At 48.7% G+C, this 26041-nt stretch carries 14 protein-coding genes and 2 rRNA genes; 11 read left to right on the top strand and 5 right to left on the bottom strand.

The features are described from left to right. The first annotated feature begins 141 nt into the window (after window positions 1–141). The 3 genes from BN6628_RS15415 to pulA all read left to right on the top strand — a co-directional run bounded on the left by BN6628_RS15415 (window position 142) and on the right by pulA (window position 4000). Window positions 142–918, top strand: coding sequence for a TIGR00266 family protein (locus tag BN6628_RS15415; protein WP_068618898.1), 777 nt, complete (start codon window positions 142–144; stop codon window positions 916–918). A gap of 78 nt (window positions 919–996) precedes the next feature. Next, window positions 997–1743: an RNA polymerase sigma factor gene (locus BN6628_RS15410; protein WP_068618896.1), complete on the top strand. Its 747-nt coding sequence runs from the start codon at window positions 997–999 to the stop codon at window positions 1741–1743. Window positions 1744–2041: 298 nt separating this feature from the next. Beyond that, entirely contained in the window at window positions 2042–4000 is a 1959-nt protein-coding gene (gene pulA / locus BN6628_RS15405) for a type I pullulanase (RefSeq protein ID WP_068618894.1), read from the top strand. Window positions 4001–4109: 109 nt separating this feature from the next. Here the strand turns inward: pulA and BN6628_RS15400 are convergent, their stop codons facing one another. After that, complete coding sequence (locus BN6628_RS15400; protein WP_068618891.1) at window positions 4110–4802, bottom strand: metal-dependent hydrolase; 693 nt, start codon at window positions 4800–4802, stop codon at window positions 4110–4112. Window positions 4803–4917: 115 nt separating this feature from the next. Here BN6628_RS15400 and BN6628_RS15395 point away from each other — a divergent pair, with 115 nt between their 5' ends. Next, the gene (locus tag BN6628_RS15395) at window positions 4918–5814 is read left to right on the top strand and encodes an MsnO8 family LLM class oxidoreductase (protein WP_068618890.1); all 897 of its coding nucleotides are present in this window, start codon (window positions 4918–4920) and stop codon (window positions 5812–5814) included. 4 nt (window positions 5815–5818) lie between these two features. On the opposite strand, the gene BN6628_RS15390 is transcribed toward BN6628_RS15395, so the two are convergent. Further along, window positions 5819–6880 carry a hypothetical protein gene (locus BN6628_RS15390; protein ID WP_068618888.1) on the bottom strand — a complete coding sequence of 354 codons (1062 nt, stop codon included), beginning with the start codon at window positions 6878–6880 and terminating at the stop codon, window positions 5819–5821. 485 nt (window positions 6881–7365) lie between these two features. Here BN6628_RS15390 and BN6628_RS15385 point away from each other — a divergent pair. Then, window positions 7366–8918, top strand: a 16S ribosomal RNA gene (locus BN6628_RS15385). Between the two features lie 442 nt (window positions 8919–9360). Next, window positions 9361–9477, top strand: a 5S ribosomal RNA gene (rrf, locus tag BN6628_RS15380). A gap of 563 nt (window positions 9478–10040) precedes the next feature. Here rrf and BN6628_RS15375 read toward each other — a convergent pair. Next, entirely contained in the window at window positions 10041–10391 is a 351-nt protein-coding gene (locus BN6628_RS15375; protein WP_068618886.1) for a hypothetical protein, read from the bottom strand. Between the two features lie 697 nt (window positions 10392–11088). Here BN6628_RS15375 and BN6628_RS15365 point away from each other — a divergent pair. From BN6628_RS15365 to BN6628_RS15350, 4 genes are all read left to right on the top strand, one after another. Next, window positions 11089–12306 (top strand): MFS transporter, encoded by a 1218-nt coding sequence (locus BN6628_RS15365; protein ID WP_068618882.1) that lies wholly within the window; start codon window positions 11089–11091, stop codon window positions 12304–12306. Window positions 12307–12580: 274 nt separating this feature from the next. Further along, the gene (locus BN6628_RS15360; protein ID WP_068618879.1) at window positions 12581–18307 is read left to right on the top strand and encodes a HAMP domain-containing protein; all 5727 of its coding nucleotides are present in this window, start codon (window positions 12581–12583) and stop codon (window positions 18305–18307) included. A gap of 244 nt (window positions 18308–18551) precedes the next feature. Next, window positions 18552–19712 carry a hypothetical protein gene (locus BN6628_RS15355; RefSeq protein ID WP_068618877.1) on the top strand — a complete coding sequence of 387 codons (1161 nt, stop codon included), beginning with the start codon at window positions 18552–18554 and terminating at the stop codon, window positions 19710–19712. A 160-nt stretch (window positions 19713–19872) separates the two neighbouring features. Beyond that, a complete protein-coding gene (locus BN6628_RS15350; RefSeq protein ID WP_068618875.1) occupies window positions 19873–21201 on the top strand; it encodes a hemolysin family protein in 1329 nt (442 codons plus the stop codon). 135 nt (window positions 21202–21336) lie between these two features. Here the strand turns inward: BN6628_RS15350 and BN6628_RS15345 are convergent, their stop codons facing one another. Next, entirely contained in the window at window positions 21337–23802 is a 2466-nt protein-coding gene (locus tag BN6628_RS15345; RefSeq protein ID WP_068618873.1) for an Ig-like domain-containing protein, read from the bottom strand. 175 nt (window positions 23803–23977) lie between these two features. After that, the gene (locus BN6628_RS15340; protein ID WP_162272657.1) at window positions 23978–24883 is read right to left on the bottom strand and encodes a hypothetical protein; all 906 of its coding nucleotides are present in this window, start codon (window positions 24881–24883) and stop codon (window positions 23978–23980) included. 285 nt (window positions 24884–25168) lie between these two features. Here BN6628_RS15340 and BN6628_RS15335 point away from each other — a divergent pair, with 285 nt between their 5' ends. Next, window positions 25169–26017 carry a DegV family protein gene (locus tag BN6628_RS15335; protein WP_068618869.1) on the top strand — a complete coding sequence of 283 codons (849 nt, stop codon included), beginning with the start codon at window positions 25169–25171 and terminating at the stop codon, window positions 26015–26017. The last annotated feature ends 24 nt before the right edge of the window (window positions 26018–26041 follow it).

Genomic DNA, 26041 nt, shown 5'->3' with positions numbered 1-26041 from the left:
GGGTTGACGGAACATTATTATGGACCGGGCAGCCCCTTTGTATTATGTTTAAGATGTGATTTGCTTGATTTATTTGACTAATATATGAGCGGTTGGGCTGGAAATGGCCCGAGATGCAACTTAACTTGGAGGCGGATGAACATGAGTGCTCATGAGATTGATTACCGGATTATTGGGGAAGAAATGCAATGTGTGGAGATTCAGCTGGACCCTGCAGAAAGCGTGGTGGCCGAAGCCGGCAGCTTTATGATGATGGATCAGGACATCCAGATGGAGACGATTTTTGGTGATGGCTCCAGAGGCAATGGAATGATGGGGAAATTGATGGGGGCCGGCAAGCGGTTGTTGACCGGTGAAAGTCTGTTTATGACGGTGTTTACCAACGAGGGGCGTTATCGTCAAAATGTTACCTTTGCATCTCCTTATCCGGGAAAAATCATCCCTCTTGATCTGCAGCTGCTTGGCGGAAAAATCATTTGCCAGAAGGATTCCTTCCTCTGCTCGGCAAAAGGAAACAGCATCGGTATTGAGTTCCAGCGGAAGCTGGGAGTCGGCTTCTTCGGTGGCGAAGGATTCATTATGCAGAAGATTGAAGGGGATGGCTGGGCATTCGTACACTCGGGCGGTCTGGTGATAGAGCGGACTTTGAATCCCGGTGAGGTGCTTCGTCTGGATACAGGTTGTCTTGTGGCTATGACCGCCGGGATCGACTACGATATCGAATTTGTAAAAGGGGTCAAGAGCGCGCTCTTCGGGGGTGAAGGTCTGTTCTTCGCCACGCTTCGCGGGCCAGGTAAAGTATGGGTACAGTCCCTTCCGTTCAGCCGGATGGCAGATCGTGTCCTTTCAGCGGCAACTTTTGGCCGCAAGGATGAGGGAAGTATTCTTGGCGGTTTGGGGAATTTGTTTGAAAGATAATTTACAGTTTTTAACCGTATCCTTTGTGAAGACTTCTTCGTGTACTAATGAAGAAGGTTTGAAAAAGGAGGAAGACAAATGTCATATCATTCTAGCAGTGTAGAATTAAATGGCGTAAGGCCGAATTTGTCAGAGCTTCGGTCAACACTGCTCAGATACTGCCTTGCGCTTACAGGTTCGAAATGGGACGCTGAAGATTTGGTACAGGATGTATGCCTGAAGGTCCTTCCTATGATTCAGAATACTCCTGATAAGGAGTTTGCCCAAGCATATATGTTCAAAGCTGCACGAAACAGATGGATCGATCATGTCCGGCGCCACAAAGTACTGAGCCGTAAACTGGAGGACTTCAGACCTGACCCGGTGTTACAGGAAGAAGTGGACCAATCCGAGATTGCTGAAGCCGTGGTCCGGGTGCTGAGCTGTCTGTCACCATTGCAGCGCTGTGTATTTCTTCTCCGTGACGTTCTAGGTTATTCTTCACCTGAGGTGGCTTTGAAGCTGAATATGACGGAAGGAGCTGTCAAATCTGTGCTGTACCGGGCAAGAACAGCTCTTGCAGCCCTTCGCGGTCAACCTATCGAGATTTCCCATGAGTTGAATGAGGACAGGGAGCAACTCAAAGCAGAGGTGCAGCAGTATCTGCAGGCCCTCAGCCGGGAAGATGCCGCTATGCTGATTCAGCTGATGCACAACGAGGTGGGCGACCCATCCTCTGTAGTGAATGTGTTTAAGAACCGTCAGAGCCTCCGTCAAGGCGGCTTACAGAAGGCGCAAGGGATGGACACTGGCGCTCCTTCAAACGCCAGTTTCATGGCAGCATAAGTTCATTTCTGTTAGTATCACAGCCGCATAACCCGGTTATGTTGACCCATTTCATGGCACAATCCATCTTGTGCATGAGATGGGTCTTGTCATTATGGCTTATGTATGGATTCTGCTTCGCAATGTAAACAATATGAAAGATAGGTAGTTTGAAATAAAGTGGGTAATTTGAAAATTCATGGGCTGTGGATATAAAAGTCTTTAATTCACTGGCAACCTCCTTTATAATGGTAAATAGTTTGTTGTGCAAACGATTGCCGAAGCGAACAGAATGATTATTTTCGGGGAGTGAGTCTGCTTGTCCGTACAGCTCGAAAGGAATGTTCATATTGAATATGGAGATCCTGCAAGAACCGCAGGTATCTCTGTTTTTTCACCGGAGTTCGATGATCACTACTTTTATGATGGTGATGATCTGGGCTTCAGATACAGCCGGGAGCGGACCAAGTTCCGCCTGTGGGCTCCTACGGCCACTGAGGCTTTTGTTGTATTGTATCGCACGTGGGACGGGCGCTCTGACAGAATTATTGCTATGGAAGAGAGTGTTCAAGGAACCTGGACTGTTTCCATAGGAGAGGACCTTAATGGTTATCTATATACGTATCTTGTTCGCATCGGAGATCAGTGGAATGAGGCTGCCGATCCATACGCAACAGCGGTTGCGGTTAATGGGGACCGGGCGGCCATTATCGATTTGGCCCAGACCGATCCGGATCGCTGGACTGCGGATAAGCCTGAATTCGGTAAAGCTACGGACGCGATTATATATGAAGCGCATATCCGGGATTTCTCCATTCATCCAGCCAGCGGTATTACACATAAAGGAAAGTATTTGGGTTTAACCGAGAAGGGGACGCGGGGGCCGCAGGGAATCAAGACCGGTCTTGATCATATTGTGGATATGGGGGTCACCCATGTTCAGCTGCTCCCGTTCTATGATTACTCTACACAAAGTGTGGATGAGACCCGCCTTGACATTCCTCAGTATAACTGGGGGTATGATCCTAAGAATTACAATGCTCCAGAAGGCTCCTATGCTACCGATCCCTATACTCCAAAGACCCGTATTCGCGAGCTCAAGCAGCTGATTCAGACTCTTCATGATGAGGGACTCCGCGTTATTATGGATGTGGTGTACAACCATGTTTATGATGGATATGTCGTGAATTTTACAAAGCTCGTTCCCGGCTATTATCTGCGCTATAATGATCGGCAGGAGTTTTCTAATGGCTCGGGCTGTGGAAATGATGTGGCCTCCGAGCGCAAGATGATGTCCAAATTCATCGTGGAGTCGGTTGTACATTGGGCGACGGAGTACCATATCGACGGTTTCCGTTTTGACCTCATGGGCTTGCTTGATACAGCCACCATGAATGAAATCCGGCGCAGGCTGGATATGATCGATCCATCCATTCTGACCATAGGGGAAGGGTGGATCATGGAGACGGAGCTTCCTTCCCACCGCAGGGCCAATCAGCTGCAGGCGGGAGAAATGAAGGGGATCGGCTTCTTTAATGATGTTATCCGGGATGGTCTGAGAGGTCATGTGTTTGAGGCCAGGGATAGAGGTTTTGTAAGCGGGGGAGAAGGGCGCGAGCATGTGGTCAAAATAGGCGTAACTGCTTGTATCCCCTATGATGACTGGATCAAGGGATTTGCGCATGAGCCTTCCCAGACGGTCAATTATGCCGAATGTCATGATAATCATACGTTATGGGACAAGATCCTGGTATCAGTTGATGGCGAGGAGAATGAACTCCGGCGTCAAATGCACAGACTTGCTTCCTCTATTGTGCTGACAAGCCAGGGCATCTCCTTCCTTCATGCAGGCCAGGAATTCTGCAGAACGAAGTATGGATTCGAGAACAGCTATAATCTGCCTGACGAGGTCAACCGGGTGGATTGGGAACGCTGTGCTGAATACCAGGAAGATGTACAGTACATGAAAGACCTGATCAAGCTCCGCAAAGAGCATCCCGCTTTCAGGCTGGAGACGGCCGAGCTGATCCGGCAGCATCTAGTGTTTGAAGCCAGCCCTGGCAGAACGGTCGCGTATACCCTCCGCAATCATGCGGGTGGTGACTCGGCACAGCATTTATACGTACTGTACAATGCTAGACAGGATCTAGTTTCAATGGATCTCCCTGATTTAGGCGATTGGAAGGTGCTTCATGGTTCGGAGACGGTGCGCCATATAAGCGAAAGTAAGCTTGAGGTTCAAGGGATCGGCATGATTGTTCTTGCCGTTATCGGCTAAATCCGGTAGGTAAATAGTAAAGAGACAGCCCCAGCTATATCTGGGAGAGCTGTCTCTTTTATTTATGCAGGTAAGTTACACGGTTATAGCGTTTGGACCGCCTCTGGGTCTACAGCTCTGTTAAATCCAGTGATTCACCCGGTTTAAGCGCATGACCCTTCAGGCCAGCCTGCTGAAGCTTATTGACGAATTCTTCCCCGTTTTGCTCGATTGGAGGGAACGTATTATAGTGAATAGGAACCGTGTGTTTGGCATGAATCCACTGTGCTGCCAAGAGGGCATCGTCTGGCCCCATGGTGAAGAAATCCCCGATTGGGATCAGCGCCACATCGATCGGATGACGGTCTCCAATCAGCTTGAGATCACTGAACAGCGCGGTATCCCCGGCGTGGTAGAGAGTATGTCCGTTCAGTTGTACCAGAATCCCTGCCGGAGCCCCGAGATAAAGGTTAACCCCGTCTTTGGTTATAGATGAGGTGTGCAGTGCAGGAGTAAATTTAATGGTCCCAAACGGAAGCTTCAGAGAACCTCCCAGATTCATGCCGATTGTCTTAAGGCCCAGGCTTGTAAAATAATTAGCGAGTTCAACGATACCTATAATGGTTGCACCATTTCGGCGGGCGATCAACTCCGCGTCTCCGATATGATCCGAATGTCCATGAGTGAGTAGGACGTAGTCTACCTTGATGTCCTCGGCGCTTGCAGCTGCCAGCGGGTTTCCGGTAAGAAATGGGTCAATAATAAATTTGTGAGTTCCAGTGTCTACATGAATTGTAGAATGTCCCAGGAAAGTCATTTTCATTAATTCTCACCTCATCAGTTAAAATGTTAATTTTCAATCAATTTACTAAAATATAGTAGCACACCTTTGCCCATCGAATCAAAGAAGATAGATTTATGAAAGGGAGTAAGCGAATATGGAGAAACTAAGGCTCGGCGTGCTGGATCTTGCCCCAGTTCTAAACGGGTATGAAGTAGAGGATGCAATTCAGGAGACAGTTCGCCTTGCTCAAATGGCCGAGGAATGGGGCTACGAATGGTATTGGGCTGCCGAGCATCATGATCTGGAGGGACTTGCTTGTCCTTCTCCAGAAATACTTCTAGCCCACATTGGAGCTAGAACGAGCTCAATCCGCCTTGGATCTGGCGCGCTGCTGCTTCCTCATTACAGTCCCATGAAGGTTGCCGAGTCTTTCCATTTATTGTCCTGTTTGTATCCAGGAAGAATTGACCTTGGAATAGGACGGGCTCCAGGAGGGCCAGCTCATGCATCTATGGCTTTAAGTGGTAACTTTCTGCAGCATGTTGCCGAAGTGCCTGCTTCTTTAAGGTCTTTAACAGAACTATTAACGGGGGAGTACCGGTATGAGGGCGAACAGGTAACGGCTCGTCCGATGCCAAAAGAGCCTCCAAAGGTCTGGATGCTTGGAACAAATACGAAGAGCTGCGGGTACGCAGCAGAGTTCGGAACAGGTTTTGTGTTCGGGCATTTCATGAGTGATCAGGATGGCAGTGATATTCTAAAAGCCTACCGGGAGCAATTCAAACCCGGGAAGCTCAGGGCTTCTCCAGAGACTATGGTTGCGGTCTCGGTTATTTGCGCTGAGACGGATGCCCTGGCGGAAGCGTTGGGCCGGGCGTCCAAGGCTTCATTAGTTAGGACTCTGGTTGGCAGCCCTGAGCGGATACTAGACAGATTGAGGGAAGTGCAGTTCACACTCTCTAACGACAGTTTCCTCATTGTAAGTCCGCTGCAGGACTACAACCACAGACTCAATAGTTACAGGCTTATTGCCCAAGGGCTTTTTCTTTAGGTGATTATTTTCTTTTTGCCCGAACCAGTTTGATTTGCTTAAGCTGTTCAGCGGTTAAGGAACGGATGTACTTATTTTTATCTTTCGCAGGAATCTTTATAGTCTTTACAGTGCCTGTTCCGCTTGGGCGGGCTACCTCAGTGCTGAACCGCTGCATGAACCATCTGATTGGATAAGCGATGGACAGCCGTCCATCACTGGAGCCGGCGTAATTAACGGCTGCCGCATAATTTCCTTGTCTTGTCAGCCATACTGATCCGGAATCCCCAGGTAATGATACGGGGCTGCTGCCCTTCACCACGGTCTGGTCTTTGAAAGTGACTACGGATAGATCCGCGTAACCTTCATAAGAGATTTGCACATCGGTGTGAATGGAGTCCACGGTTCCATTGACGAGGCCAGTGGTACGGCCTACTTTTTTAAACTTGTCACCGACCCGGTAAGAGGTAACGTATCCGGGGATCACGCCAATTTGGGCATAAGTGGGGCTCAGCAAGCTGTTGCGGGTTGGAATGGAAGTGGCGGCATCCATAAAATTAGGCCTTGTGCTGCTTATTTTTACAAATCGGTCAAGGTGTCCTACCCGGTCCTTGGGTGAGGTTCCCCCATCAGCTCCCCCGGGTTGTATGGTTACGGAGTATTTGGATGAATTGGTTGCATTGAGTACGTGGTTATTGCTTAAAATGTATTTTTGATTACCTGAGCGGCTTCTTACAATAAGGCCTGCGGTACCGGATACGTTAGGGGTGCCCACACTGTAGCCTGCAACGACAGGCCGTATTCTTCCTGTAAGATCCTCTGTCGCTTTCGCATGTAGGCGGAATCTGGAGGTTTTTTTGTAGATCACAGGTACGGCTAGTTTCTTCCCCTTAGTGGTTACAGTCATATGAAGTTTCTTATTAGTATGCGCCGTAAATGCCTTGTCAGTATAGACAATAACGGCTGCTCCAGATTTAGGGTTCCGGGGATTATTCAGGCCGACACCTATTCCATGTACGCCTTTTTTCTTCAGCATCTGTCTAGAAAGCTGTTCTTTTAACTTTAAAGCCGCTGAAAAACTGGCCAAGTCGCATCACCTTTTCTATGGGTTTAGGATAGTTTATGTGGAGCAGCAGACAGGGTGATACAAATGACATCCATTTTACAAGTTGATCATGTTCTTAATAGCCGGCGATTTAAAGGTTGGATTTATTTAGAAAGATTCTTTTTTTGAAATAACACTTGCAATTCACTTGGGTTCCATGATATATTCTTATTCCGGCCGATTGCTTGGTAAGTAATTTGGCGGGAGCATGAGAGTAGTTCATACAGTTTCAACTTCGTAAGAAAAGATAAACTGGTAAAAATTATGACTTGCTTAAATGCTTGGTAACATGATAATATATAAGAGTTGCTGCTGAGACGCCGAATGGCAACTGAGTAAGCAACGAATGAGAAATTGATCTTTGAAAACTGAACAACGAGTGAGATACAAGGTTGAAGAACTTCGGTTCTTTAAATCGAATGAGAAGTAAAATTCTCGTCAGATTCAAAATGAGCAAGTCAAACACTTTAATGGAGAGTTTGATCCTGGCTCAGGACGAACGCTGGCGGCGTGCCTAATACATGCAAGTCGAGCGGACTTGATGGAGAGCTTGCTCTCCTGATGGTTAGCGGCGGACGGGTGAGTAACACGTAGGTAACCTGCCTGTAAGACTGGGATAACTACCGGAAACGGTAGCTAATACCGGATACGCAAGTTTCTCGCATGAGGGATTTGGGAAAGACGGAGCAATCTGTCACTTATGGATGGGCCTGCGGCGCATTAGCTAGTTGGTGAGGTAACGGCTCACCAAGGCGACGATGCGTAGCCGACCTGAGAGGGTGAACGGCCACACTGGGACTGAGACACGGCCCAGACTCCTACGGGAGGCAGCAGTAGGGAATCTTCCGCAATGGACGAAAGTCTGACGGAGCAACGCCGCGTGAGTGATGAAGGTTTTCGGATCGTAAAGCTCTGTTGCCAGGGAAGAACGTCCGGTAGAGTAACTGCTACCGGAGTGACGGTACCTGAGAAGAAAGCCCCGGCTAACTACGTGCCAGCAGCCGCGGTAATACGTAGGGGGCAAGCGTTGTCCGGAATTATTGGGCGTAAAGCGCGCGCAGGCGGCTATGTAAGTCTGGTGTTTAATCCCGGAGCTCAACTTCGGGTCGCACTGGAAACTGGATAGCTTGAGTGCAGAAGAGGAGAGTGGAATTCCACGTGTAGCGGTGAAATGCGTAGAGATGTGGAGGAACACCAGTGGCGAAGGCGACTCTCTGGGCTGTAACTGACGCTGAGGCGCGAAAGCGTGGGGAGCAAACAGGATTAGATACCCTGGTAGTCCACGCCGTAAACGATGAATGCTAGGTGTTAGGGGTTTCGATACCCTTGGTGCCGAAGTTAACACATTAAGCATTCCGCCTGGGGAGTACGGTCGCAAGACTGAAACTCAAAGGAATTGACGGGGACCCGCACAAGCAGTGGAGTATGTGGTTTAATTCGAAGCAACGCGAAGAACCTTACCAAGTCTTGACATCCCGATGAAAGCTCTAGAGATAGAGTCCCTCTTCGGAGCATCGGTGACAGGTGGTGCATGGTTGTCGTCAGCTCGTGTCGTGAGATGTTGGGTTAAGTCCCGCAACGAGCGCAACCCTTGATTTTAGTTGCCAGCACTTCGGGTGGGCACTCTAGAATGACTGCCGGTGACAAACCGGAGGAAGGCGGGGATGACGTCAAATCATCATGCCCCTTATGACTTGGGCTACACACGTACTACAATGGCCGGTACAACGGGAAGCGAAGTCGCGAGATGGAGCGAATCCTAGAAAAGCCGGTCTCAGTTCGGATTGCAGGCTGCAACTCGCCTGCATGAAGTCGGAATTGCTAGTAATCGCGGATCAGCATGCCGCGGTGAATACGTTCCCGGGTCTTGTACACACCGCCCGTCACACCACGAGAGTTTACAACACCCGAAGTCGGTGAGGTAACCGCAAGGAGCCAGCCGCCGAAGGTGGGGTAGATGATTGGGGTGAAGTCGTAACAAGGTAGCCGTATCGGAAGGTGCGGCTGGATCACCTCCTTTCTATGGAGAATCGCTTCCTGCGACGGAAGCATTCAAATATTGCGGTTAGCGCAAGCTGCCGTAACGCGGTTGACTGAAAGTCACCGTATCCCGCTTTGCATCGCAAAGCAACCTCTCACTCGTTGTTCGGTTTTGAGAGTTCAACTCTCACANCGAGGTAGATAGGCTGGGGGTGGAAGTGCAGCAATGCATGGAGCTGACCAGTACTAATCGGTCGAGGGCTTATCCAAAAAATACCCCGAAGGACGCAGTTCCTAGAAGGGTGCGCAAGTTCGTTTCGTATCTAGTTTTCAGGGAGCAAACCTCATTTCTATTCCGAAGCAAGCCTTCGGTTAGAAGGAACTAGCTTTCAGCATTTGGCGATGCTGAAACCTGAATTAGTTTTTCTGAAGTCAGAGATTCACCTGAGATAACTCAGAGAGCAATGACTCGGAAAATCATGTTTGGTGGCGATGGCGGAGGGGTTCCACGCGTACCCATCCCGAACACGACCGTTAAGCCCTCCAGCGCCGATGGTACTTGGACCGCAGGGTCCTGGGAGAGTAGGACGCCGCCAAGCAAAGTAAAACCATTGTTGGTAATCCAACAATGGTTTTTTTGTTACCAGGATATTTTTTTACAGGAATAAGGTTGTCAGGATATTGAGCGGCTGCTGAGGATTTGTACTTGTGATTAGCTCTTCACAGTGGTCATAACTGTTCACGGACCGCCATTAACCTGGGTGATGATGTTGTTCACCTGGAGATGCCCGGCTGCAGGGGTATCGGGAAAAACCTGAATCAATCGCACGCCACCAATCTTAGGATGATCCGAGGTAATTTGATTAATTCCAATCCAGCTTTTCCAAAACGTTGGGCGCTTATCAAGGGCATCTTCCAGTATGCTTTTTAGATTTGTTATGAATCGGTATGTACCGTACGCCAGAGATAGTGGGGGGAGAAAAACCGTGTAGACCGCCAGACTCTGATCATCCTATTTTAGGAGACTCCCCGTACTAAATAAAAGAAACCCTGCTCGCCAACAAAGATCAGGATTTCCCGATAATCTGAAGAAGATCTGCTAGAGGCAGATCTTCTTCTATACTTTAAGAGGAGGTAGTAGGTGGAGTCTGTCGACGTCCTCTTAAGGTATAATTACGAATGCGGCATTATCGGCAGGCACGGTAACTTCACGATATTGAGTACCGTCGCTGGAGAATGTGCGGACGATATAATCACGGTTAGTTGGTGTGGAAATACGGGAGAAGACGACCACACCGAAGCCGTCAAATCTTGCTCTTTGAATAAGTCTGCCGGAAGTGGTGCTGACTGTAGCGAAAAAGCCTGTTGTGTTGTATGGGTTGCCAGAGGTGTCGGCCCATACGATCGTCAGCCTGCGCAAGCGTTGAGTAGGCTTTAAAATTCGGCCGTATTTGGACGCATTAAGTTTACGGCCTTTTACTTTGAATAAAGAGCGGGAAGGACGTTTTGCCATTGGAATGTCACCTCCTTAATGTGGATGTGATATTACATGCTAATATGAAGCTTTTAGATTGTGCGATAGCCAGCAATTGATATAAATGGTCTATAGTAGTGTTGAAGAATTATAGTTTAGTAATTAAGGAACGATAACAAAAGCGTCATTGCCCCGAGGCACAACCACCCTGCGAACTAAGTTGCCTTCACAGGAATAAATTTTCACAACGTATGCTTGCTTGGTAGGTGTTTTGATTTTAGAAAAAATAACGACACCCCGACTGTTGAACTTGGCTGTTTGGATAAGCTCGCCTGAAAGAGTGGATGCGGTGGCCAGGAACCCGCTGGTTCTGTAAGGCTCCCCGGTAGAGCACGCCCAGATTACGGTAAGGCGGAGCAGCCGGCCCGAGGGTTTGCAGTGCTTATGTTTATTTACATCCAGTTTGCGGTGTTTTTTGCCTCTCCAATTACAGGATGAAGGATATACTGCCATTAGACTTCACCTCGCTTTAGATGGATTTAATATAATAGATGCTGGTGGGGAGAGAAGGGATTGTACATCTAAGTCGTGGGGATAGAAATGGATTTATAGCTGGATAAGAGATTTTTTTCACATTCTCGTAGATGTTGTCAGGGAAGTGGGGTAGAATATAAGCACAAAATTGTTGATGCCAATCAAGTCATTGGATTTGTGACGGCAGAGGGAGCTGCTTGTTATGAACAATATTAGTGTTTTACGCAATACGAAGCATCGGAAGCTCTTGTTCAGTGCAGGGTTAAGCTGGATGTTTGATGCGATGGACGTTGGGATTTTATCTTTTATCATCGCGGCGTTAACCGTAAGCTGGCATTTGACTCCCGGGCAGGTAGGTCTGCTCGGAAGTATCAATTCCATAGGAATGGTGTTTGGAGCGGCCTTTGCCGGTTATTTCGCGGACCGTTACGGAAGGAAGAATGTTCTACTGTGGACTCTGCTGATCTTCTCGGCAGCCAGCGGACTATCCGCACTTGCAGCAAGTTTTACCGTGCTGTGCGTACTTAGGTTCATATCCGGCGTTGGCTTAGGCGGGGAGCTGCCTGTTGCTTCCACACTGGTATCTGAATCCATGCCTGCCGAGGAACGGGGGCGGGCGGTTGTGCTGCTGGAGAGTTTTTGGGCGGCGGGATGGATATTAGCCGCGCTCATATCTTATTTTGTCATCCCTCAATATGGCTGGCAGGCGGCCTTTGTCATTGGTGCAGTCCCCGCACTCTATGCCATCTATCTTCGCCGGGCAATCGATGATTCGCCCAGGTATGAGAGGATGAAGTCCGAAGTCCGCTTGACCTTCCGTGAGAAGCTTGGGCTGGTCTGGTCTGCCGGTAACCGGAAGACCACCATCATGTTATGGATTCTGTGGTTCACCGTAGTGCTGTCTTATTATGGGATGTTCCTATGGCTGCCGAATATGATGGTGCTCAAAGGATTCAGCTTGATCCGAAGTTTTGGTTATGTGCTGATCATGACGCTTGCCCAGCTTCCAGGTTATTTCACAGCTGCTTATTTCATTGAGAAATTCGGCCGTAAATTTGTGCTTGTCACTTATTTGGTGTGTACGGCGCTAAGTGCCGTATGGTTTGGATATGCCTCATCCGAAGGCAATCTGCTTGCAGCCGGGATATGCCTGTCCTTTTTCAACCTTGGTGCTTGGGGAGGCTTGTATGCGTACAGTCCTGAATTATATCCGACAAGAATCCGCACAACAGGAGTTGGCCTGGCTACTTCCGTTGGCCGGATCGGCGGAGTGATCGGACCGCTGCTTGTGGGCAGCTGGGTTGGCGCAGGAACCAGCATTAGCACAATCTTTGTTTTCTTTTTTGTTGCGATCCTTGTAGGAGCTGCGGGTGTCCTTTTTCTGGGTAAAGAGACGAAGGGGCTTGAGCTGCAGGATTAATTCTAGGGTGGGAATCACCAGTAGACAGGACTTTAATTAGTGACAGGCTTCGCTAATGTGCGGAGCCTGTCTTTTGTATAAACTTATCATGCTAGGAGATACAATCGAGGACCGGTAGTATTTGTGTGCCAGGAATAGGCTGAAGATATCCTCCTTCCCTACCAAGTCATGGTGAACTAATGACATGGAATCCTAGTTCATAGTAAAATGTGATAGAAGATTTACATATTGAACTCCAATAACAATAAATTATGTCGGAGAGGAAAATTGGATCATGTCAGAACATGAAGAACCAAAGCAATCGTCCCAGACCGGGTTGAATACCGGTGAGTTGTTAAATGCTTTAATGGCTTTAAAAAAGGGAGATTTCTCGTACAGAATGCCGTATGATCACACAGGCATCGCCGGCAAAGTAGCGGATACATTTAATGAAATAATGGATATGCAGGAGAGTCTGGTTCAAGAGGTTCAGACTGTAGCCAAGGTTGTAGGCAAGGAAGGGAAATACAACCGCAGGTTTACGCACAAGAACACAGGCGGCTCCTGGGAAGTGGTTTCCGAATCGATTAATGGGCTTGTAGCCGATCTGATTCAACCTACCAGCGAGATGGTACGGGTAATCAACGCGGTAGCCCAGGGAGATTTATCCCAGAAGGTGGACTTGGAATTTGAAGGGAGACCGTTAACTGGTGAATTCCAGCGTACGGCTACCAACATCAACATGATGGTTACACAGCTCAGCACTTTTGCATCCGAGGTAACCCGGGTAGCCCGGGAGGTGGGTACTGAGGGGATGCTTGGCGGACAGGCTGATGTGAAGGGCGTATCAGGGACCTGGAAAGACCTTACAGATAGCGTAAATAACATGGCGACGAATTTGACGGACCAGGTGCGCAATATCGCTGCGGTGACAACAGCCGTAGCAAAAGGCGATCTGTCCAAGAAGATTACGGTTAATGCCAAAGGCGAGATTCTTGAACTGAAGGACACGATTAACACCATGGTCGATCAGCTTAGCACCTTTGCGTCCGAGGTCACGCGGATGGCGCGTGAAGTAGGTACCGAGGGTAAGCTTGGCGGTCAAGCCAATGTGAAGGATGTTTCAGGTACATGGAGAGACCTTACTGAAAGCGTTAACGACATGGCGTCCAATCTAACTGACCAGGTGCGGAATATCGCTGTGGTAACGACAGCGGTAGCGAATGGGGACTTGTCCAAGAAGATTACCGCAGACGTTCAAGGCGAGATTCTTGAACTGAAGAACACAATTAACACCATGGTCGATCAGCTCAGCACCTTTGCGTCCGAGGTTACCCGGATGGCCCGTGAGGTGGGCACTGAAGGGATTCTCGGTGGTCAAGCTGAGGTTAGCGGAGTGGCGGGAACGTGGCGTGATCTGACCGAAAGTGTTAACTATATGGCGAGCAATTTGACGAATCAGGTGCGTAATATCGCGGAGGTCACGACGGCGGTAGCCCAGGGAAATCTGTCCAAGAAGATCACCGTTGATGCCAAGGGCGAAATCCTTCAGCTGAAGAGCACGATTAATACGATGGTGGACCAGCTCAGCAATTTCGCTTCTGAGGTTACACGGGTGGCCCGTGAGGTATCCACTGAGGGCAAGCTCGGCGGTCAAGCCGATGTAAAAGACGTTTCAGGCACATGGAAGGATTTGACCGACAGCGTGAACTTCATGGCGGGTACACTTACTGATCAGGTGCGCAACATTGCGGAAGTGACCACTGCGGTAGCAAAAGGTGATTTATCCAAGCATATTACGGTCAATGCGAAGGGTGAAATCCTTGAGCTGAAGAACACGATCAATACGATGGTGGATCAGCTCAGCACGTTTGCGTCCGAGGTTACGCGTGTAGCCCGTGAGGTAGGCACCCTGGGGATGCTGGGTGGACAGGCCCAGGTTAAGGGAGTTGCCGGAACGTGGCGCGATCTGACCGAAAGCGTTAACTACATGGCGAGCAACTTGACCAATCAGGTGCGGAACATCGCGGTTGTGACAACGGCAGTCGCCAACGGGGATTTGTCCAAGAAGATTACCGCGGATGTCCAAGGGGAGATTCTTGAGCTGAAGATCACAATCAATACGATGGTGGATCAGCTCTCCACCTTTGCATCCGAGGTAACCCGTGTGGCCAACGAGGTTGGAACGGAGGGCAAGCTCGGCGGACAAGCCCAGGTTAAAGGCGTTGGCGGCACATGGAAGGACCTCACGGAAGGGGTTAACAGCATGGCCCGCAATCTGACCGATCAGGTGCGGAACATCGCGGATGTGACAACAGCCGTCGCGAAAGGGGATCTGTCGAAGAAGATCACCGTTGATGTGAAGGGTGAGATTCTCGAACTGAAGAACACCATGAATACGATGGTGGACCAGCTCAGCAACTTTGCCTCCGAGGTTACGCGCGTAGCGCGTGAGGTGGGCACGGAAGGTAAGCTTGGTGCTCAGGCTGAAGTGAAGGATGTTTCGGGAACCTGGAAGGATCTCACTGATACGGTCAACTATATGGCCAGCAACTTGACGATTCAGATGCGCAATATCGCCGGTGTAACCACAGCGGTAGCGAATGGGGATCTGTCGAAGAAGATTACGGTTGACGTGAAAGGTGAGCTGCTGGAGCTGAAGAACACGATCAACACGATGGTGGATCAGCTCAACTCCTTCGCATCTGAGGTAACCCGTGTGGCTTCCGAGGTAGGTACAGACGGCAAATTGGGCGGACAGGCCCAGGTTCGGGGAGTAGGCGGGATCTGGCGTGATTTGACCGAGAATGTAAACATCATGGCGACGAACTTAACCGACCAGGTGCGGGGCATTGCCAAGGTCGTAACCGCGGTCGCCAACGGGAATCTGAAGCAGAAGCTGACCGTGGATGCCAAGGGCGAAATTGCCGAGCTGACCGACACGATCAATAACATGATTGATACACTTGCAACTTTTGCCGAACAGGTTATAACGGTGGCCAGAGAGGTAGGGGCCGAAGGAAAGCTGGGCGGGCAAGCAAGCGTGCCGGGAGCAGCGGGAACGTGGCGTGATCTGACCGATAACGTTAACTACATGGCGAGCACGCTGACAACCCAGGTACGGGCGATTACCAACGTGGCCACTGCCGTGACGAAGGGCGACCTGTCGCGGACCATTGATGTGGCGGCAGCCGGTGAGGTTGCGGCACTCAAGGACAATGTGAATGAGATGATCCGTAATCTGAAGGAGACGACCCGGATTAATACGGAGCAGGACTGGCTTAAGACCAATCTGGCGAAATTCTCCCGTCTGCTTCAAGGACAGAGGGACCTCTATGCCGTCAGCCGGATGATTCTGTCCGAGCTTGCGCCACTGGTATCCATGCAGCACGGCGTTTTCTATATTAATGAGCCCGTTGACGGTGAACCGGTGCTCGAGTTGTTTGCAAGCTACGCTTATCAGCAGCGCAAGCATTTGTCTAATGAATTCCGCGCCGGACAGGGCTTGGTTGGTCAGTGCTTGATCGAGAAGCAGCGTATTCTGTTGACCAATGTGCCAGGGGATTACGTTATGATTTCTTCCGGTTTGGGAGAGGCCACGCCGCTTAATATCGTACTGCTTCCGATCATTTTCGAGGATCAAGTGCTGGCGGTGCTAGAGCTCGCCTCCTTCCGGCAATTCAATGAGATTGATCTTGCCTTCTTGGATCAGCTTACCGAATCCATCGGAATTGTTATTAACACAATGCAGGCGAATCAACGGACTGAAGAGCTGCTGATGCAGTCCCAATCCTTGACGGAAGAGCTTCAGAAACAGCAGATGGAGCTTCAGAATACGAACGAGGAGCTGGAGGACAAGGCCAAGCTGCTGGTCATCCAGAAGGCCGAGGTGGAGAGTAAGAACAATGAAGTCGAGGTAGCCAAGCGCTTCCTGGAGGAGAAGGCGGAGCAGCTCGCCCTTACTTCAAGATATAAATCGGAGTTTCTGGCTAATATGTCGCACGAGCTTCGGACTCCTCTGAACTCTCTGCTGCTGCTCGCCGAGCAGCTGGCTGAGAATCCCGATGAGAACTTGTCCGATGCCCAAGTGAAATATGCTAAGACGATACAGGATGCCGGTATGGATCTGCTGAATCTGATTAATGACATTCTAGACCTGTCCAAAATTGAATCCGGGACGGCTTCCGTTGATCTAAGTGAAGTTTCGCTTACCGAACTGCTTGAGAGTCTGGACCGCTCCTTCCGACCATTAGTTGGCGACAAAGAGTTGGAATTCAATGTGAAAGCCGACGACGATGTGCCGCGGAACATTGTAACGGATCAGAAGAGACTCCAGCAAATTCTTAAGAATCTGTTGTCCAACGCGTTCAAATTCACCGAGAGCGGACAAATTTCCTTACATCTGCGCAGGGCGGAGGAAGGGTGGAGCGAGGATCAGGAGGCCCTAAATCAGGCGGGTACGGTTCTGTGCTTCTCGGTAAGCGACACAGGTATTGGCATACCTGATGATAAGCAGGGAATTATCTTTGAAGCCTTCCAGCAAGCGGACGGCAGCACGAACCGCGAATATGGCGGCACCGGACTGGGTCTTGCGATATCGCGCGAAATCGCGGCCATGCTGGGTGGTGAGATCACTCTGTATAGTGTGGTGAACAAGGGAAGCATCTTCAATCTTTACCTGCCGGTCGATTCTGACACTCAGGAGCCCGCGCCGACCAAGAAATATGTGCCTGAAGTCATTGATGTGGCACCACCAGAGGTGATCCGTTTTACGCCGCGCAGCGAGATTATGGATGACCGGGACAGTATCGGACCGGATGACCGTGTCTTCCTGATCGTTGAAGATGATCTAAAGTTTAACGAAATCCTGCTTGGTGCCCTTCACAAGAAAGGGATCAAGGCGATTATCACCACCAAAGGCTCCAACGCACTGGAGCTGGCCCGCAAATATCTGCCTGCAGCGATCACGCTTGATCTTCGACTGAAGGACACGGATGGATGGCTTGTGATCGAGCATTTGAAGAATGACATGGACGTCCGGCATATTCCAGTCTGTGTAATCACCGTGGAGGAGGACGAATTTGAGCTGAAGCAAAAAGGAGTCCATGACTATCTGTGCAAGCCGGTAACGAATGAGGAGCTTGAGAGTACGCTGGACCGCTTGAATGCTTTTGCCGATAAGACCACACATACCTTGTTGATTGCCGTTCATGACGAGCAGCGCCGTCAAGATTTCGTGAATATGATCGGTAACAAGGATCTCAAGATTACTGCAGTGGATACTTCGAGAAAAGCGCTCAATCAGCTTAAATCAAAAGAATTCGATTGTGTCCTGATCGATAACGATATGCCGGATATGAACACGCTCCGCCTAATCCGGGAGATGTATATGAAGGTTCAGAACAAACATGTCCCTGTTGTAATTTACCGGAGCAAACGGTGGACTATCGAGGAAGAGAACGAACTGGAGGAAATGAATAAGACTGCGGTAATTAAGGAAGTCAAATCCATGAACCAGGTTATGGATGAGACCAGTCTATTCCTGCACCGCCGTACTATAGATTTGCCTGAAGGTTCCAGAGAGAAGCTTGTTAAGCTGCATCAGTCCGACGAGATGATTAAATATAAGAAAGTGCTTGTTGTAGATGACGATGTGCGGAATATTTTTGCCCTGATGTCTATCTTGGAGCGCCATAACATGAAGGTCATTGCGGCGGAGAACGGGCAGGAGGCCATTCGGATTCTGGAAGAGACACCAGATATCGAAATTGTGCTGATGGATATTATGATGCCGGTTATGGACGGGTATGAGACGACAAGAGCGATCCGGACAAAGCCGGAGTTCAAGGATCTGCCGATTATTGCACTTACCGCCAAAGCGATGAAGGGAGACAGGGAGGAATGTCTGGAAGCTGGGGCTTCAGACTATATTACCAAGCCGGTGAATAGTGCCCAGCTGTTGTCGATGATCCGGAGCTGGCTTGATGGGGGACAGAACTCATCAGAAGAAGAACAGAAATGAGTCTGGCCCTTTAGTAGCGGAGAATCTCCAAAGAACAAGATTTAGCAAAATAAGAAATCAAAAGCACCCACAGCGGATTCATGCCAGCTGTGGGTGCTTGTATGTTTAGGACTAGGCCAATAGTAAGTGAAATTGCCATGAAATTTTGTCCCACACGTGAGCCTTTATCCGCTTGTCCTGAAGCTGGAAGCCGAAACATAATTAAGTGTCAATAGACATATTAACTGAAGGAGGAGTAATAATAATGATCAGAACCGGCTTTGCAAGCAAGAACGTTCGGTGGATTTCCCATTCCTTGATCGCGCTTACCCTTAGTTTGTCTGCAGGCACGCTTGTTTCGGCTGAGGAGACTCAGCTAGGAGCAGCTACAGTGGTATGGGATAAAGATGTGGCGTTGGCTTCGGATTCAATTTATGAACATGGTTCAAATGAGATTCTGGCAGCCTCGGTTCAGAGTGACCAAGTCAACATTAGTTCGGTTAACAGCTCCGGCATCAAAAAGTCCAAACTCAGTTTTAACAAGCACAGCCTTGGGTATCTGGCCTCCTTCCATCAGACTAACGGCGGCGGATATATTTCAGTAGGCGGGGCTTCGGTACTTAAAGTGAATGCTCAGGGGGGCAAGGACTGGGAGTATAGTATTCCCAAGTCAAACACTTATCTGATGTCCGTGGATCAACTGAATAACGGAAATTACATTACGGTAGGGACCACACCGGGCTTAAACGGAGATAAAGACCAAATATTAACTAAATTTTCGGGCAATGGTACCGTAATCTGGCAAAAAACATGGAACAAACCTACGGAGGACTCCGTTAGCCGTGTCATGCATACGGCAGATGGCGGGTTTGTCGTGGTTGGAGAGTCCTCTGAGGCGGGCACCAATAACACCAATATTGTGATTTCCAAGTATACAAATACAAGCAAGCTTGAATGGGAAAAGACGCTCGTTCCTTCCCAGGACAGCCAGAACCTGTGGACGACAGGAATCATTCAGGATTCTGACGGTTATGTGCTGACCGGCTACTACAATCACCCGAATCCTGATGGCGGTGTCCGTTATCTTACTACTGGCTTTGTACTTAAGACCGATATGGCTGGAAATCTAATCTGGTCGAAACCTCTCGCCAGCCAGTGGGACCGCAGTCAAGTGAATGATATTGCACTGGATTCGGACGGAGGATACCTGATTACGGGCAAAGTGAATGAGGACTGGCATGGGACTACTTCCAAGGAATATGTGGCACATCTGGACTCTGCAGGGACAACTCAGTGGGAAACCATAGTCAACCGGACGAACTCTATTAACCGTGGAGCTGCAGTTCAGCCAATTCAAGGTGGAGTTCTGGCCATTGGCAGTGCAGATCAGACGGTTAAGGCTACCAAGCTGACAACAGGTCAATAACAACTCTAAATATACAACGTTAATCTTTGTTGCACCTTCATGAAACCAAGATAAGCTCTCCTACGTATATATTTAGATATATGAAATGGACGGGAACCGCCCTTCCAAGTTCATTTCATAGGACATAATTTATATTCATCAATTAAGGAGAAGATGTTTTGTGGAAAGTGACAGGTATGGCTTAAATTTAGTTCTTATTGCAATTTTAATTTTTCTAACCGCATTTTTCGTGGCTGTTGAATTCGCGGTGGTCCGGCTGAGAAGCAGCCGGGTGGATCAAATGATTGCGGAAGGCCGCAAGAATGCGACCGCGGTGAAGAAGGTGATCGATAATCTGGATGGTTATCTGTCAGCTTGCCAGCTTGGGATAACGATTACAGCGCTGGGTCTTGGTTGGCTGGGCGAACCAACGATGGAGAAGATTCTGCATCCTATGTTCGAGTACTTAAATGTATCCGAACAGGTAGCCGGGCCTGTATCCGTAATTATTGCCTTTGCGTTGATCACTTACTTACACGTGGTGGTTGGTGAACTGGCTCCAAAGACATTTGCAATCCGCAAGGCGGAAGGCATTGCGCTTATTACGGCCAAACCGATCATCTGGTTCAGCAAACTCATGTATCCTTTCATCTGGGCTCTAAACGGATCGGCTAATCAGCTCGTATGGATGTTCGGCGTTAAACCGGCTTCCGAGCATGAGGAAGCCCATTCTGAAGAAGAGCTGCGCATTATCCTAAGCGAAAGTTTGGAGAGTGGAAAGATTAATCAGACTGAGTTCGGGTATGTAAACCGGATCTTCGCATTTGATAATCTGATGGCTAAGGATATTATGGTGCCAAGAACAGATATGGTGTGTTTATATACAGGCAAGACCCGGCAGGAGAACCTGGAAATTATCAAGGAGCAGCAGTATACCCGTTTCCCTGTAGTCAAAGACAGCAAGGACAACGTGATCGGAATCATTAATACGAAACAGTTCTTTCTTGCTTACGAGGATAATCCGGATCTCGATATTTCTACCCTGATGCAGCCTGTAATGGCTGTTCCGGAGTTCATCCATGTCAATACGCTGCTCAAGAGACTGCAAAAGGATGGAACGAACATGGCCATTCTTATTGATGAATATGGGGGGACTTCGGGTCTTGTCACCATTGAGGACATCCTTGAACAGATTGTGGGCGAGATCAGGGATGAGTTCGATACAGAAGAAGAAGAGGATGTAAAAGTATGGTCACCCGGGCACTTGACGGTTAACGGCAAGGTGTCCGTTACGGAGGTCAGCAGCCATCTGACCAGCGAGATTGATTCTGGGGATTGGGATACCATCGGTGGATGGCTGTTTGCTCAGAACAGCGAACTGGCAGTAGGTGAAAGCTATGTTCATGATGAGTACCGGTTTACTGTGCGCAGACGGAAGAAGAACAGGTACCTTCAAATTGAAATTATGCATAAGGACGCGGTTCCGATTGAATTAGACGCAAAAGTATAGGCAAGCGAAAGACACCCGGCCTATATTGAATGTACAATAGAAGCGGGCGTTCGTTCTTGGGGCATTTCGAACACAAACCGAACTTCTCAACAAAATCAGGGGCCGTCTTTTGGACGGCCCCTTGTTGTTTTATAACTAGTCTTCGTCTTGCAGTTCCGGGAGATCCGGGAGTTCTGACGAATCTTCATCAGTTCCAGTCTCGATTTGATTTTGATCCTGCCCATCTACTCCATCATCAGGATTGAACTCATCCGGTACCGTTCCGGATTCAGGTTCAAACGGCTGTAATTGTTCCTCGGTCAGAGCCTTTGGCTGTGCCGGCCATACTGCGGTTGCAGTGTGCGGGGTGTCATAGGCGGAAGCCCAGTAGTAGCCTGGGGAGAGAATCCGCTGTGGTGCAAAGCCCGCTTGGCCTGCGGCTGTAGGGACTGCTTCGGAATCCGCATAGGCAGTTTTGCCTGGAGCTACTTTGAAGTTTACATATTTACCTCCCATATAGGTGAACCTTCCAAATACCTGTGCCGCAAGCTCTTCTTGGGTTGCGTAATCCTTCATTTTGAGGGTGACTCTGGCTTTGCCTGCGTTTAGAGCAACCTGCATCGATCCAATAACCATGGGTTTTAAATGTGTTTCAGCTGTGGTGGCTGAGGTTATTCTAGAGTATGGGCCTATATTTCCACTGATATCGACCGCTGCAACCCTGTAATAATATGTGGTGCCTGGAAGCAGTCCCTTATCTGTGTAATCCAGGTTATACGATTTCCCGGCATAATTGGACGGCTTCGGTGTGAAATTAGGCGAAGTGCTTCGATAAATCCGGTATTCCTCAACGTCGGAATTATCATAAGCTCTACCATAAGTCAATTTAATGGTTTGGTAATCAAAAGTCTCTGCCACCGGCCTTTTGTTTATAGGAGTAGGTGGTTTGGTATCTGCGATCTGCGGTTTCCAGAACACAGCATTAGGTCCCCACTCAGTTGGCAGCCAGCGGATAGAGTCATAATGGTGCATTGCGATTCCACCAAAGCCTGGGCTGTCTTTGAATTTCTGATATACGGCCGCCAAAGCACTCTCCATATAGGTTCTACCCTCTTCCCGGAACGTAATGCTCTCCGGGTCACCACCGTTTGCAATATCGAGTGTCTCAACACCGACGATGACGGAGTTGGGTTTCCCAATCGAATCTGCATACGCGATTTCACCTTCCGCTCCGGCGATAATCCCTGTACTTGAATCGGTATAGTCCATAATGGAGATATAATCGGTAATGTCTTGAACATGCTGGGATAACCACTTGGTCTGCCCGTTCCACGTAATATCATTTGTGGCAGCCGAGGTGTCATACCATCTTGGAATTGCGGGACCAACAGGAAGGTTCAAGCCGGAAAAGTTCCGGCGGTCCATCATCGTCTGGAGCAGATCGAGATATTCCAATTGGAGCTTAGGTTTCTCAGTGCCAAACTCACCAAGAATATAAGGCTCAACGTCCACATTCACGCCATCGAATCTTTCGGAAGGTGAGGAGGAGAGGTTGAAATTAATGACCTTTTCAATTTCATTGATTGCGTGTTTCTGATACCGCTTATAACTTCCGAAATAAGGAGGGACAGTTCCACCGGCAATACATGCCTGGACTTTCAAGCCTCGTTCATGTGCCCACTTCAGGAACTTTCTCACTTCCTTGCGTTTATCTTCAAGCATATCCACCCCTTCATGAGGGAAGACACCCATATAAATGGTGGTAATGGCTCCTGAGTTAAAGGTAGATGTGTCACTGGTCATCTGATCCAGGGCGGTTCTTGAGCCAGGATTCAGGATGAGATTGTAGGCCGCTTTCTCCCACAGCCACATCGCCCGGTCCTGCTTCTCCACAACAACCTGCTCATGGATTCCTTCACCTGTGTATACATATCGCGTGGAGCTTTTGCCGGTATTTTTCTGGTTGTCCGTGGCCCTAGCCTCAATACTTAGCGTCTTATCTCCAGCATTCTTGGTATTGTAAACGTATTCATAAATTTCGCCTTTAAGTTTTGCTTTTTTCCAGGAGCCTCCGTTAATACGAACTTGGACCGAACTTAGTGGATTTCTTGCCGTGGCTTTGACTTGAATGGCAGCTTTGCCTGTAAGCGTGCTTCCGTCTTCCGGACTGATGATTTCGACTGCGGGGATGTTTGCTTCAGGGTGGTCTACATGAATGGTTACGAATGGGGTGGATATGCCATACCGGGTATCCGGGCGAGTCCCTCCGGCAACAATTTCGATTGGACCGTCATAGGAACTTGTATCCAAATCGTAATACCAGGTTCCCGATTCGGTTCCGGTGGAGTCGTCTTCCATGTGCGCGTCAACTCTTTTGGCACCGTTAATGATTAGGCTGATCTCGTAGACGTCTGAGTAATGGCCGGTTACACGTACAATGGTGTCTTCAGGGGATGAGCCGTCCGTGGGTGAATCAATGGTGATGGATGATTCGGCATAGGTAGTGGGGAGATTAGGCAGGTATATTGGGAGAAGGGTAATGATTAGGGAAAAGACGACAACGAGTTTCATGAGCTGGGGGACCGACAGCAACTTTCTGGACGCCGTTCTGACCTGCAGCATATAAAGCCGCCTCCTTTTTTATTCAGTTGGGGTTCATAGAAGATGTGTACCGTTATCATAGAGCCATCCTCTACTAACAACAATCTCCGTATATCGTCCTTTTAAGTCAAAAAAAAACCGGGTCTTTCACTTGGAAAGTACCCGGTTCCTCAGCCCTTTATATATGATTCTTCACTTAATTGGTATACGACTTCTCAACAAGGGCCTTCCAGCCGGTATAATCATGAACCGCTAATCCACCAAAAGAAGAATACGTCTGAGCGAGCTCCTGGAGCTTAATGAGCTCCTGATTCATAAAGTCGGCTCCTTCTTCGTAGAAGGAAATGGCATCTCCTTCAGGCGTATTGTTCGTTTCAACACCGGTAAGGACTTTCTTGCCCAAGGCTGCACCCTCTGCAAGAATTGCTTTGGCAGCGTTAAACACTCCAGAGCCGGTATCCCTGTAAGACATGAGGGTAACAGAACTGTACTGCTTGAGCATCCAGCTGCTGAGAGTGGATGTACCGTCCGGAACCTTGAAATTATTCAGCCAGAAAGGAAGATCGGCAGCAATGGGAAGCTTCAGTTCGTTAGCTTGTTGGACCATATACTGTACGTTACCCTGCCATTGGCTGATTACTGACTTTTGATTCGTAGTCCACTGGGACAGCAGATAAGGTTCAATGTCCACGTGGATGCCTGCAAATTTCTCATTTGTGCCGGCAGATGCCTGGTAATTTGCAATCCATTTAAACAGGGTAGTCAACTTATCGCGTTGAGTGAGAAGTGCCCAAGCCGAATTTCCGTCCAGTGCATGAACTTCAATGTTTTGTGCAGCTGCTTGACGTATAAAGTTTCTATAGTACAGACTGTTCAGCTTGCGGTCAATTTGCAGATAAATGACATTGACGCCTTGATTTTTGTAGAAGCTTATAACATCCGGTCCTGAAGCTTTGATCAGGCTGGTATCCCATAACCAGGATGCTTTTTGATTCGTGGTCTCCGCGTTCGCTTGTTTCAATGTGGAGCCTCCCAGAGTGAAGGTCAGCAGTAAGACGGCAATAAGCAGGTACAAAGGCCGGACTAATTTTACTCTCATCATAGCTCTCTCCTTTAGATGTGGTAAATCCTTCATAAGAGTCAAATTTAACTAACCGAAAAGTCCACCTTTCTGATGTAATAGTATGATTCTGCCTCCCTACTCCTAATCCCAAATTTGGAAGATACTTAAGTCGAAAGAAGCGTTATTTATAATTTCGTCACAATTTTGTACCGTATTTATAGGCCTTTGGAATCAATATATCGCATTGCTTTGTATTTTGATTTAATATATGTCGTATAGTCTAAAAAGTGATTATAAAAATCATAGAAGAGAGGTTATGAATTTTTGACTAAATCCATTGCATGGGTTACTGACAGCACTTGCACCCTAGACCCCGTTTATGCCAAGGAGAATCATATCTACATCGTTCCGCTCCGGCTAATGCTTGGAGATGGATGTTACAAGGAGTCCGTGGATATCACCGCGGAGGAGTTCTACGATAAGCTGAGGCTGCATGATAAGGCTGGCAGCTCACAGCCCCCTATTGGAGAGTTCGTGGAGTTATATGAATCTTTGAAAGACCGGTATGATGAGATTATTGCTATACACTGCTCATCAGAACTGAGCGGAACGCTGAGCACGTCCATTCAAGCAGCGGAAATGGCGGAGGTTAAGGTTACTGGCATTGATTCCAGGGCTGGAGCTTTTCCACTGCGGGAAATGATCAAGGCAGGGATTCATTGGCACAAATGCGGCAAGACTGTTTCAGAGATCAAGGAAAAAATTGAGCATATGGCTCACAACCTTGCATTCTATGTAATACCCAGCAGTCTTCAAAGACTGCATCGCAGTGGTAGAGTATCGGGAACCCAGCTGCTGGTCAGCCAGCTCCTGAAGATCCATCTGCTGCTTAAGTTTGAGAAGGGCAAGGTTCTTGCCATAGACAAGATCAGAACCTTCAAGAAAACCAAACAAAAAATGCTGGATCATCTAAAGCATGATCTTGGCAAGATTAAAGATGTCTGTATTATGCACGTGAACAACCAGGCGGAAGCCGAAGAGCTGGAGCGGGAAGTGACCGTTCTTGATCCAAACTTAAGGACAGAGATCATGACCTTTATTCCCGTGGTAGGCATACTTGCCGGCGAAGGAACGGTGGCCATGTCGTGGATCCGGGAGCAGCCGGTCGTTTAGTGTTTTAGATATAGGAATTCAATG

Source organism: Paenibacillus tuaregi (assembly GCF_900086655.1).
GTDB classification, from domain to species: domain Bacteria; phylum Bacillota; class Bacilli; order Paenibacillales; family Paenibacillaceae; genus Fontibacillus; species Fontibacillus tuaregi.
This window is presented reverse-complemented; position numbering and strand designations above follow the sequence as displayed.

Bases quoted from the DNA above. Each gene is read 5' to 3' on its own strand.
- BN6628_RS15415 (WP_068618898.1), top strand. From the start codon at position 142: ATGAGTGCTCATGAGATTGATTACCGGATTATTGGGGAAGAAATGCAA.
- BN6628_RS15410 (WP_068618896.1), top strand. From the start codon at position 997: ATGTCATATCATTCTAGCAGTGTAGAATTAAATGGCGTAAGGCCGAAT.
- BN6628_RS15400 (WP_068618891.1), bottom strand. From the start codon at position 4,802: ATGAAAATGACTTTCCTGGGACATTCTACAATTCATGTAGACACTGGA.
- BN6628_RS15395 (WP_068618890.1), top strand. From the start codon at position 4,918: ATGGAGAAACTAAGGCTCGGCGTGCTGGATCTTGCCCCAGTTCTAAAC.
- BN6628_RS15375 (WP_068618886.1), bottom strand. From the start codon at position 10,391: ATGGCAAAACGTCCTTCCCGCTCTTTATTCAAAGTAAAAGGCCGTAAA.
- BN6628_RS15365 (WP_068618882.1), top strand. From the start codon at position 11,089: ATGAACAATATTAGTGTTTTACGCAATACGAAGCATCGGAAGCTCTTG.
- BN6628_RS15360 (WP_068618879.1), top strand. From the start codon at position 12,581: ATGTCAGAACATGAAGAACCAAAGCAATCGTCCCAGACCGGGTTGAAT.
- BN6628_RS15355 (WP_068618877.1), top strand. From the start codon at position 18,552: ATGATCAGAACCGGCTTTGCAAGCAAGAACGTTCGGTGGATTTCCCAT.
- BN6628_RS15345 (WP_068618873.1), bottom strand. From the start codon at position 23,802: ATGCTGCAGGTCAGAACGGCGTCCAGAAAGTTGCTGTCGGTCCCCCAG.
- BN6628_RS15340 (WP_162272657.1), bottom strand. From the start codon at position 24,883: ATGATGAGAGTAAAATTAGTCCGGCCTTTGTACCTGCTTATTGCCGTC.